The 11515-nt window shown below is 43.1% G+C and carries 13 protein-coding genes and 1 riboswitch; of the genes, 5 read left to right on the top strand and 8 right to left on the bottom strand.

The features are described from left to right. Positions 1-240: 240 nt before the first annotated feature. Positions 241-1968 carry a bifunctional isocitrate dehydrogenase kinase/phosphatase gene (gene aceK / locus NEJAP_RS17055; protein WP_201348344.1) on the bottom strand — a complete coding sequence of 576 codons (1728 nt, stop codon included), beginning with the start codon at positions 1966-1968 and terminating at the stop codon, positions 241-243. Positions 1969-2076: 108 nt separating this feature from the next. Between aceK and pfkA the strand changes: the two genes are divergently transcribed. After that, positions 2077-3084 carry a 6-phosphofructokinase gene (gene pfkA / locus NEJAP_RS17060; protein WP_201348345.1) on the top strand — a complete coding sequence of 336 codons (1008 nt, stop codon included), beginning with the start codon at positions 2077-2079 and terminating at the stop codon, positions 3082-3084. A gap of 16 nt (positions 3085-3100) precedes the next feature. On the opposite strand, the gene NEJAP_RS17065 is transcribed toward pfkA, so the two are convergent. Further along, positions 3101-3742: an MBL fold metallo-hydrolase gene (locus tag NEJAP_RS17065; RefSeq protein ID WP_201348346.1), complete on the bottom strand. Its 642-nt coding sequence runs from the start codon at positions 3740-3742 to the stop codon at positions 3101-3103. A gap of 24 nt (positions 3743-3766) precedes the next feature. Beyond that, positions 3767-4222 (bottom strand): hypothetical protein, encoded by a 456-nt coding sequence (locus NEJAP_RS17070; RefSeq protein WP_201348347.1) that lies wholly within the window; start codon positions 4220-4222, stop codon positions 3767-3769. A gap of 154 nt (positions 4223-4376) precedes the next feature. Between NEJAP_RS17070 and NEJAP_RS17075 the strand changes: the two genes are divergently transcribed. The 4 genes from NEJAP_RS17075 (at position 4377) to NEJAP_RS17090 (ending at position 6379) form a co-directional block, all read left to right on the top strand. Then, positions 4377-5273, top strand: coding sequence for a D-hexose-6-phosphate mutarotase (locus NEJAP_RS17075; RefSeq protein ID WP_201348348.1), 897 nt, complete (start codon positions 4377-4379; stop codon positions 5271-5273). A 102-nt stretch (positions 5274-5375) separates the two neighbouring features. Next, the gene (locus tag NEJAP_RS17080; RefSeq protein WP_201348349.1) at positions 5376-5642 is read left to right on the top strand and encodes a DUF5062 family protein; all 267 of its coding nucleotides are present in this window, start codon (positions 5376-5378) and stop codon (positions 5640-5642) included. 36 nt (positions 5643-5678) lie between these two features. Further along, positions 5679-5849 (top strand): hypothetical protein, encoded by a 171-nt coding sequence (locus NEJAP_RS17085; RefSeq protein ID WP_201348350.1) that lies wholly within the window; start codon positions 5679-5681, stop codon positions 5847-5849. Next, entirely contained in the window at positions 5846-6379 is a 534-nt protein-coding gene (locus NEJAP_RS17090) for a nucleoside 2-deoxyribosyltransferase (RefSeq protein WP_201348351.1), read from the top strand. The genes NEJAP_RS17085 and NEJAP_RS17090 overlap by 4 nt, the downstream gene beginning before the upstream one ends. 49 nt (positions 6380-6428) lie before the next feature. Here NEJAP_RS17090 and NEJAP_RS17095 read toward each other — a convergent pair whose 3' ends face one another. From NEJAP_RS17095 to NEJAP_RS17115, 5 genes are all read right to left on the bottom strand, one after another. Beyond that, entirely contained in the window at positions 6429-6653 is a 225-nt protein-coding gene (locus NEJAP_RS17095; RefSeq protein ID WP_201348352.1) for a hypothetical protein, read from the bottom strand. Positions 6654-6711: 58 nt separating this feature from the next. Then, entirely contained in the window at positions 6712-8589 is a 1878-nt protein-coding gene (gene thiC / locus NEJAP_RS17100) for a phosphomethylpyrimidine synthase ThiC (RefSeq protein ID WP_236590980.1), read from the bottom strand. Positions 8590-8626: 37 nt separating this feature from the next. Further along, entirely contained in the window at positions 8627-9463 is an 837-nt protein-coding gene (gene thiD / locus NEJAP_RS17105) for a bifunctional hydroxymethylpyrimidine kinase/phosphomethylpyrimidine kinase (RefSeq protein WP_201348353.1), read from the bottom strand. Next, positions 9452-9546, bottom strand: a riboswitch (TPP riboswitch). Its footprint overlaps the gene before it by 12 nt. A 395-nt stretch (positions 9547-9941) precedes the next feature. Beyond that, on the bottom strand, positions 9942-10958 hold the full coding sequence (locus NEJAP_RS17110) for a glycosyltransferase family protein (protein ID WP_201348354.1): 1017 nt from the start codon (positions 10956-10958) through the stop codon (positions 9942-9944). Further along, positions 10955-11482: a phosphatase PAP2 family protein gene (locus NEJAP_RS17115; protein WP_201348355.1), complete on the bottom strand. Its 528-nt coding sequence runs from the start codon at positions 11480-11482 to the stop codon at positions 10955-10957. The genes NEJAP_RS17110 and NEJAP_RS17115 overlap by 4 nt, the downstream gene beginning before the upstream one ends. Positions 11483-11515 lie beyond the last annotated feature (33 nt).

Below are 11515 nucleotides of genomic sequence, written 5' to 3' on the forward strand. Positions count from 1 at the left end.
AACTCATTTGGCTGCAAAGCTCGACTCCAACTACTGACCTGAAATCTTTGAAAAGATGTTAATTATCAAAGAGTTAAAAACCAGTATCTTCTCATCTCAACCCGCCTTTTTGGCGGCATCCTTGGGAAGAGGTGCGCATTCTACAGACACCCCAAAAGGAGTCAACACCCTAGCCTAAAAAAAGTCATTTATTTACCAAAAAAGGGGATTTAATAGCACCCGAAACCATATGGGGTATTATTAACGAGTGAACCGCTGTATCTGACGATATGGAAATATATCCACAACCTCGCCTGAGCTTACCTGCTCCTGCATTTCTTTCCAAAACTTCACGTCCAATAGATCGCCATGCAACTCATTAAATATCTTACGCACCTTCACATTACAGGCAGTAAGAATTGTAAACTCTTCAGGAAATACATCATTTGGCGCTACTGAATACCATGGCTCAGCAGCCATTTCTTGCTCGGGATACATTGCAGCGGGTATTTTTCGAAAATTACACTCTGTTAAATACATGATTTCATCATAGTCATAAAACACTACTCTTGCGTGCCTAGTTACACCGAAGTTCTTAAACAACATATCACCAGCAAAGATGTTTGCTGCCGCCAATTGCTTAATAGCTTTTCCGTACTCATTAATCGCATGAAAAATAGCGCTACTGTCATCATTTGCGAGCACTTTCTCTAAGTAGATATTTAACGGCGTCATGCGACGCTCCGTCCACAAATGCTTAATAGTTACTGCTTCTTCTTCAACTACTAACGAAGACGGTGCTACTTTTCGCAACTCTTCAAGTAACTCATCAGTAATACGTGCCCGGGGAAGTATTAAATTTGTAAACTCTTGCGTATCAGCCATACGCCCAACACGATCATGGCGCTTTACTAACTGATATCTTTCATGAACTATTGATCTGGTTACACGTTTAGATGAAGAAAATTTATCTTTGATAATTTTAAACACTACCGGATAAGAGGGAAGCGTAAAAACCGTCATGACCATCCCTTTGATACCAGGAGCTATGACAAATGAATCCTTTGAACAGCCCAGATGATCTATAAAATCACGGACGAACTCCTCCTTTCCCTGTTTATAAAAACCTATAGAGGTATAAAGCTCACCCACTGATTTTGAGGGAATTAAGGAGTGCAAAAAGCTCACAAACTCGGAAGGTGCATCAACATTCACCATAAAATAAGCACGTGTAAAACTAAAAATTATCGAGACTTGGTCCTGATTGCTTATAGCCGTATCGACATAGACACGCTTATTATGATTTAACACGGGAATAACGAAAGGAATATCACCACCCACAAAACTAATACGCCCGACGATATATGCCCCTTTATTTCTATAAAAAACGCTTCGAATTACATCAACACTGACCATACGACCGGCATCAAACTCTAAAGGCATATGCTGCAAGATATAACGAGTCAGGTTCACAACATCTCTTTTTTTATTCTCCCAAGGCACATCAAACCCGCAATCATCCAGCACCTCCCCTATTAAACCCACCAACCCTTGCTCGACACTGTAAGATCGGTAAATAGCATGGCGGGATAACACTTCGTGTTCAGCAACCAAGGAATGGACAAATATATTTTCATCCGTTAATTGGCGATGCTTACATACCTTACAATAGACAGAGTTATAAAAGGTTTCTGCCAGTTCAGAATCATTGCGCTGACATACCAATCCAATGTAACTAACTTTTATTTCATTCCACAAAAGTTTTTCGCAAGCATTAGCACCTACAATGCAGGCAATACTATCTATCGTCTTTTGCAGCTGCTGCTCATAGAGGTCTATTCGATCTGACGCAGCCTGCTGTATTTCTAACCATTGCTCCTGCTCAAAGCGCTGCTGAGCCATGTCTGTAATTAATTTAAAGAGCATACGATAAGTCACGAAGTGCTTAAGCACTTCTCTGGCAATTCGCTCAGACACTTTCTTACTCATATGCCCTCCTCTTATTTCTTCATTACATTAGCTTATTTACTTGAACATCATAAACCCCACGATACATACTACTCTCTATATTATGTTGATATCACAATAGGGTGTGCCATGTTTACACTACCTCACTTAAAGCCTATCAAACCGTATAAATCCATTGCCTTACTCACCAGTGGAGGCGACTCTCCGGGAATGAACCCCGCCATTCGAGGTATCGTTCGTGCAGCCCTTAATAGCGGCATAGAGAACGTATATGGCATTCAACGAGGTTATAGCGGCTTAATTGCCGGAGACATTCAGAAACTGAGTTCCCGCTCTGTTACCAACATAGTACAACGTGGTGGCACTATGTTAAAAAGCGCTCGCTGCTTGGAATTCAAAGACCCAGCCACCCGCGCTAAAGCAGCCAAAATTTTACATGACAAAGGCATTGAAGCACTGATTGTTATTGGCGGTGATGGATCAATGACAGGCGCTCACTTATTAACAGAAGAAACCGGTATTCCTGTTATCGGCCTACCCGGAACTATTGATAACGATATCCCTGGCTCTGATGACACCATCGGCTTTGATACCGCTGTTAATACCGCCTTAGAGGCTATTGATAAGATTCGTGACACCGCACTCTCTCATGAGCGGCTATTTCTAGTTGAAGTGATGGGGCGAAACTCCGGCTTCATTGCAACACAAGTAGGTATTGCCTGCGGTGCTGAACTTGTCGTGGTTCCTGAATATGAATTTGACTTGCACGACCTGTGCGTCGCCCTTGCCGAGCAACGGGCATCCGGGCAAGGTTCCAGTGGTATTATCGTTATTGCAGAAGGTAAAGACCCTGGCCTGACATCAAGAATCGCTTATCAATTAGAAGAACAAGGACAGGACCCTAAAATTTGCATTCTCGGGCACATTCAACGCGGGGGAAGCCCGTCGGGGCACGACAGAATGCTTGCCTCATGCCTGGGAGCGTCAGCAGTGCAATATCTATTAGCAGGTTATAACGACATTATGGTGGGGTTACGGCAAGGCGCTGTCATCGATATCCCATTACGTAGAGTTATCTCAGAAAAGAAAACTCTCGACCAGAACATCTTTGATATAACCACCTTGCTACATAAATAAGCAGCGCTGAAGCAGATCAACCCCGATGATCAGATACAAAAGGGTTGGTTTGCTTTTCATGCCCTAATGTAGATGCAGGCCCGTGACCGGGTATAAATTCTATATCATCACCTAAAGCGAACAACTTATTACGGATAGAGCTGATCAGCTGTGGGTGGTCTCCGCCTGGAAAGTCAGTGCGCCCAATAGATCCTTGAAAAATAACATCGCCCACTTGAGCCATACCTGCCAGCTTATCGAAGAAAATCACATGCCCCGGTGTATGCCCAGGACAATGCAACACCTGAAAAAATTGATTCCCTACACTTACCTGATCACCATCTTCAAGCCAACGATCCGGCATAAACCCATCTACTTTAGGAAAACCAAACATAGCACTTTGTTTATCCAACCCCTCAATCCAGTATAAATCTCCCTTATGAGGTCCTTCGATAGGCACTTGATGAAGTGCTTTTAGTTCGGCAGTGCCACCAGCGTGATCAATATGCGCATGCGTTAATAAAATCTTTTCTAGAACCAAACCTTCTTCTTTAATAGCTGCTTCTATTTTTGCGACATCTCCGCCGGGATCAATCACCGCAGCTTGTTTAGTTTCTTCACACCAACATAGCGTGCAATTTTGCTGAAAAGCAGTAACCGGAATAACTCTAAATTTCATAAAATACCCAACACCCTATAAATTTCAAATAACTGAGACAACTTCAAAGCACTTTTCATTAGAACCTAAGCGCAATAATATTTCGTCACCTTCATAACACCCTAAGACCTTACGCCCCAAAGGGGCATCAGACGTTATAGTCGTTACGTTTATCTCTTCAAACTGCAGCTCAACACCACCAGCAACAGGCACAACCCATAACCATTGAGATAATTGATTACTATGCTCACGTAAATGCACAACCGCACCCACAGCAACTGCAGAGTCACATTTAAAATCCACTGATTCAAAATGTTTCAAAACTGTAATTTGACGCTGCAACTCAGCGGCACGTACCGATTGCCCATGCGCCAAATAAGCAGCCTCTAACGCCAGAGTGTCATATTGATTTTCCGGTTTACTTTGCTCATGAACAGCATTGTCCCGCGCCTGATCAACAGCACCAAGCATTGTCGTTAATTCATTTTGCACAGCATTCAAGAGCTGCTCTGCTAACCGAGTTTTATTCAAAAGGCACTAGTCATCAGAAGATAAGAACGGGATGATAATTATGCAATGATATATTCACACAACTATCTGTTTTATAGTGAACAGCTATTTTAAGTCAATGAAAATCGAATTGCGAAGCCATTATATGAAATACGCTTTTTGCCAGCTAATTAAACGTGATGAACTTGATAGCATCCAAATAGACCACCCTCTTTTCAAAGCGACGGTGTTATTACAAGGAGCACAAATTATTGAGTTTTCGCCCGCTCACTATCATTTCAAAAACGCTTTATGGCTAAGCCCGAGCGCTCATTATAAAACAGGAGAATCTATCCGCGGAGGCATTCCTATTTGCTGGCCCTGGTTTGGTGCTCCTGATAAAAATCCCACGAACATTAGCCAGAATATAAAACAACCTTCTGCCCATGGCTTTGCCCGCAATAGTATCTGGCAGCTCAAAAGCATCAGGGAAAGCTGCCATCAAATTGAAGTCACTCTGTCACTTGCATCAAGCGCTGAAAGCCTTCAATGCTGGCCGTTTGATTTTGAACTCGAAGCTACATTTATTATTGGCAAAACTCTGCGTATTTCTCTCTCAACGCACAATACAGACAAGCACGTTGTGACCTACAGCCAAGCGTTACATACCTACCTGCCAACAAGCGATATTAATAAAACGCTCATTTATGGAGCAAGCGGCACCACTTACATTGACGCGCTTGATCATTGGAAGAAAAAACAACAGCAAGGCAGTATAAATTTTTGCATAGAAACTGATCGTATTTACATGTTTAGAGATAACACAACACTAACCGCAACCACGCCTCTGCACACATTATTACTCAACCAGTTTAATAGCCGCTCAGCTGTTATCTGGAATCCATGGATAGAAAAAAGCAAACGAATTAGTCAGTTTTCATCTACAGATTTTAATTCCATGTTTTGCATCGAAACAGCTAATGTTCTTGGAGATACTGTTACACTGAAACCTAATGAGACTCACCAGATAGGTATGCAACTATCCATAGAGTCTCAATATTAAAGTCTGTTAATACAAGCGGATGAAAACAACTAATGGTTTTCAAATCCAATGCCCAATAAATCATTCAACTCAATCTATGCATATTTTTAAAGAGGAATAGCGATGAAAATGAAACCCAAACAAGAAGCCCAACTGCTTAAAGAAGCATTACGTATCGGCGAAGTCTATATGAAGAACCGAGGCATCAACGAATTTAAGCCAACAGATAGCAGCAGCCTAAAAGTCACACAACTTTATCATTTGTTGACACAAGACAAACTCATCACTCCACTAGCAAAAGACCAAGAAGACGAGCCTCATATGAAACATAAGCTCGCATTATGGATTGCGAAGCAATTACCGGAAGACCACCCGTTGAAAAGTAATTAAAGAACAGTTTCACCTGTAAACAAGGCTCTATTTTCTATGCCAGCGCTAGCTTTGCTCTATGCATCCCAATTTAAAGCGCTACGCCCTAAATTAGTTGCTTTTGCTTTACTACAAGTAGCAGACAGAGGGCATGCAGAGGGTATTGTTAAATCTCTATGCAAAAGACGCCATACAGAGAGCCTTGATAATGATAACGTTCCCACATGATCAAATACATTTATTTAGCAGGCCCTGATGTTTTCAGGCCAACAGCCAAAGCGCTGGGTGCAGCAAAGAAAAAACTTTGCCATGAACTTGGCTACAGCGGTTTATTCCCCCTAGACAACGAACTTAGTCTTGAGCATTTAACACCATTCAACGCGGGTCTTAAAATTTATCACGCCAATATTGCGCTTATGAATCAAGCAGACTGCATCATTGCCAATATGACACCCTTTCGAGGTGCGGGAATGGATCAAGGCACTGCGTTTGAGATGGGTTATATGGCCGCACAACAAAAACCGGTATGGGGCTATACGCTTTCCAACAAAAGTTACTCCGAACGTATCAATCAGCCACTCCCCGGAGAGGACAAAAATGGCCAAATGGTTGAGCAATTTGATATGAGTGACAATTTGATGATGGTAGGCAGTACAACACCTAAAGGGGGCCTAATTCAATTATTAGGAGATGACCTGAATGATGAGTCGCACCTTAATGCTTTTCGCCACGCGCTAGAGAGGATATCAGTATCGTAAAAAGGTATTCACGCTCTTTTAGCATGAATACCTCGCCAACATAGCCACGCTACTTATTTTTGTTCTTTTGCGCTTCGATATACTTTTCATCCAAAGCACCGTACTGCCTCTGGTAAGCATCGGGGTCTGAGCGCCACAATCGGTATAACTTTCGATCATTGCTAGCCAAAGGCGGCGGTTGCTCCTTTCGTCTTCTAAGCGCCTGAAGGGTAACAGGCACAAAAGCAAACAGCACGAGAAGAGCAACCGCGACATACTTCAGTTCTTCTGACATAAGGGATCTTCATAAGTTATCAACATCCCTATAAGACTAACCGAAAGAACCTCTCAGGTTAAACTTTATGGTAAATTTCAGCCCCTGTATCTTTAAATTCCTGAGACTTTTCTTGCATCCCTTTATCAGCGGCTACTTTTATTGCCTCGATCTGAGCAGCATCAAGATCTCTGACTTCCTGAGAAATTTTCATAGAACAAAACTTAGGCCCACACATGGAACAAAAGTGAGCCACTTTTGACGACTCTTTCGGTAAGGTTTCATCGTGATATGCGCGTGCTGTATCAGGATCGAGACCAATATTAAACTGATCTTCCCAACGGAATTCAAAACGCGCTTTAGACATAGCATTATCACGTATTTGCGCACCCGGATGGCCTTTCGCCAAATCCGCAGCATGTGCCGCAATTTTATAAGTGATAATACCCGTTTTAACGTCATCCTTATTCGGCAAACCAAGATGCTCTTTTGGCGTCACATAGCACAGCATCGCACAACCATACCAACCAATCATGGCGGCACCGATACCTGAAGTAATGTGGTCATAGCCCGGAGCAATATCTGTCGTCAAAGGACCTAAGGTATAGAAAGGCGCTTCATGACACTCGGTCAGCTGCTTATCCATGTTCTCTTTGATCATATGCATAGGTACATGACCCGGCCCTTCGATCATTACTTGAACATCGTGCTTCCAAGCAATTTTTGTCAACTCACCTAAGGTTTCAAGCTCAGCAAATTGAGCCTCATCATTTGCATCATAAACAGATCCAGGGCGTAAACCATCCCCCAATGAGAATGATACATCGTAAGCTTTACAGATTTCGCAGATCTCTTCAAAGTGCGTGTAAAGGAAACTCTCTTCATGATGAGCCAAGCACCATTTCGCCATGATGGAACCACCGCGAGAAACGATACCCGTCATACGCTTAGCGGTCATTGGCACATAGCGTAGCAAAACACCGGCATGAATAGTGAAGTAATCCACACCCTGCTCTGCTTGCTCAATCAATGTATCGCGAAATACTTCCCAATTAAGGTCTTCTGCAACACCGTTTACCTTTTCTAACGCTTGGTAGATAGGCACGGTACCGATCGGAACAGGAGAATTACGCAAGATCCACTCACGTGTTTCATGAATATTCTTACCTGTAGAGAGATCCATAATGGTATCGGAACCCCAGCGAGTCCCCCACGTCATCTTCGCTACTTCTTCCTCAATAGAAGAAGTCACTGCAGAATTGCCAATATTACCGTTAATTTTCACCAAAAAGTTACGGCCAATAATCATTGGCTCTGATTCAGGGTGGTTAATGTTAGCGGGAATGATAGCGCGACCTTCAGCTACTTCTTTACGAACAAACTCAGGGGTAATTTCGTCCGGTAAGTTAGCGCCAAAACTAAAACCAGGATGCTGTTGCGCAACGATATTACCTTCAGCTTTGGACTTCGCTAATTTCATATTTTCGCGTATAGCAATGTACTCCATCTCAGGCGTCACTATCCCTTGGCGGGCATAGTGCAGCTGAGTAACATTCATGCCTGCTTTAGCGCGAGATGGTTTTCGCGTTAATTCAAAACGCAATTCATCCAAACGTAAATCGACTTCGCGCGCACGACCATATTCAGATGATAATGCGGTTAACTGCTCTGTATCGTTGCGTTCACTAATCCAGCCTGCACGCAATGCATCCAAGCCTTTTCTCACATCTATGTTTGCTTCAGGGTCAGTATAGGGACCCGACGTATCATATACATACAACGGATCATTCTTTTCGCCACCCATACCTGTTGGCGTATCATCCAGAGAAATTTCACGCATCGGCACACGAATATCAGGACGGCTTCCTTCAATATAAACCTTGCGAGACTTAGGAAACGGCTGCACAGAGGCATGATCAACACTGGCATTTTGGCTTAGTAATTTATTATTAGACATAATCCACCCTACTTAGAACTGAACTCTGAAAACAGCCTTAGCTAGTTTTATTCCAGAGCAACGAAAAATGATGCAGAGGACCGTATCCGGTCCCTACTGCTAATGTGTCCGCAGCAGAAATTGCTGCACTTATATAGCTTTTAGCCTCTTTAACAGACTGCTCAACACTTAACCCTTTAGCGAGCCCGGCAGCTATCGCTGAAGACAGCGTACAACCAGTCCCATGTGTATTTTTTGTCTTGAAACGCTCACTCTTAAATTCAAATACCTGCTCACCATTAGAAAGCAGGTCTATCGCGTGATTATGTACAGGTAAGTGCCCACCTTTGAGCAACACCCAAGGAACACCTAGCTCATGAAGTGACTCTAGGATTTGATACATCTCTTTAATAGATTGAGGTTCAGGTAACCCTGTTAAAGCAGCGGCTTCAGGAAGGTTCGGCGTCAAGACAGTAGCCAACGGGAAAAGACGATTTTTCAATAATGAAATAGCATCAGACTGTAATAGTGCATTACCACTTTTTGACACCATGACAGGGTCGATGACCAACGAATTCACAGGAAACTCGCTCAGCACAGAAGCTATCGCATCAATGGTTAGCGCATCACCCAGCATACCTATTTTACAAGCAGCAACATCCAGATCGTCCAATACAGCACGCAATTGTGCAGTAACGATGTCGTTAGGAATGGAGTGAATAGCAGAAATGCCTAATGTATTTTGCGCCGTCACTGCTGTAATAACAGAGGCGGCATACACCTCAAGAGCAGAGAACGTTTTAATGTCAGCTTGTATACCTGCACCACCACCGCTATCTGAGCCGGCAATAGTTAACGCTACAGGCATAGCTGTTGAAGAGCTATGATTGTACATCTCGATTCCTACGCCAGTACTAGCTGGATCAGGTTCAGCGGGTTTTCTCTCAGCCTCAACACAAGGCACCCCGACAAGATTAAAATGAGTCTAAGCGGTTAGTCTCTGACTGTCTACCCCTTGGATAATGAATCTACATTCAATAATTTACTGTTAAAAATAGGACTTTTTCCTATATGAAATCCGGGCCAACTCGCCATAATAACAACGGTGGATCTCCTGTTCATGGAACGAATTCAAGGATGGCCAAGTCAGCGGAAAGGACACAAGGTAGTTAACAGCACGGAAGCCTTTCAACCGCACGGATAATGGAAGCCAAATGAGTAAGCTTTATAAAGGATTTATAAAGCTTACTCGCCCTTTTACACACTATCTCATTAACCATACCCTTTGCACTTAACAGCAACAGGCTAGAATTAATCGCTAACCATTACTTCTTAAATTCGTATTTAAATTCTAATGCCTACTCAGCTGCTGTCTAAGACCACATCTGTTTAACAACTTGGTCCAATGGTATCTGACGCTCACTCGCTATCCATTCCGATAATGCCGCTGCCACATTAGGAAAGCACTTAGGCAGAGGGTTATCTAATTGGAGCCATGCTTCTATTACATCAACACCCAGTTCATTAATAATAGTTGCCAAGCCTAATGACTTCAAAATGCGTGCATTGGACTGCTGTTCAGCTTGACCCTTCATCGGCTTGCTAAGAAATTTTTTCCCATACTGCATAGCCTCACTAGCCAAACCAAAACCACAATTTGAAATAACGCCTTCACACATCGACAGGTCTTTTTCAAAACAATCTCTGCTCAATGGTCTAAATACAACGTTACTTCGCACATACGCTTTATCGATTTTGCTATAAACACGAAATTCATAATCAGGGAAAGCACTAAACCAATAGAACAAAACATCGTTCACTTCATACGGCATATATACCAAGATCATTTTATGTGTAGAATTCGAAGTAAACCTAGCAGGACTAATCAACGGCGGCGCTATCAAAGCGTCAAATGAGTCCCAATGAATACCAACGGCTTGCTTTACTGGCGCAAACAGCTTGATACCCGGCCTGATAAGTCTGGAGCAATAACCATCGGGCAATGCATGTAAAAAGGCGTATTGATGCGCAACCCCCATACTGGCTTTATTCGCCAACTTTGCCGACCACGCTGTAACAGGCTCAAAATCAGAAATAACTAAATCATAGCGGGATACATCTAAAGACCTGACATCACGATATAGCTGAACCAAGTTATTATTTAAAAGCGTTTTGAGCGGTAGTACTTTTGCCCCCTCCCCCATACAGAAGGTCAAGCCTCGTCTGACTGTGTAATCACCAAAACATGCCATATCAAACAATTCTGCCTTAGGCCTGCCACTAAAAAGATAATCTACATCAACACCCACTTCCGCCAAAGCGGGTGCCATAACCCTTGCACGAGCAATATGCCCATTGCCCGTGGCTTGCACCCCATATAAGACCTTCACCCTCCAACAACCCCTATACACAACTTAGCACACACAATACCAACCACTGCTCCCGCCACTATATCTGCAGGATAATGCACACCTAATACAACTCTAGAAATACCTATCAAGATAGCAATAATATAAGTTAGCAATGCGACAGACGGGTAGACATGCGCCAACACTGACGCAAAAACAAAAGCAGCAGCGGCGTGGCCAGAAGGAAAACCAAACTTATCTAAAGGGGTAACAACTGACTTAAGATCCAATCGCTGACAGGGGCGGTCTCGTCTAATGATATTTTTGAGAAACAGGTAGAGCGGAAGCTCTACAACAAAAGCGAACAGGCCCAAACGTAGAAAAGAAACACCATCTTGCGGTTCAAATAAAGCTAACAGGCCGCCCAAAAGAAGGTACAGCACTCCATCACCCAGTCGAGAAACGTTACGACTAAGCGTAGTTATCCCAGCATGCATTTGGCGCCGGTCTTGAAACCAGTAGAACAACGATGTATCAAAAGCAGTAATCGTTTGAATAGATAACATAACGCGCCCCATAAACGGATACGATAATGAGCA

It is taken from the genome of Neptunomonas japonica JAMM 1380, assembly GCF_016592555.1.
Classification (GTDB): Bacteria; Pseudomonadota; Gammaproteobacteria; order Pseudomonadales; family Balneatricaceae; genus Neptunomonas; species Neptunomonas japonica_A.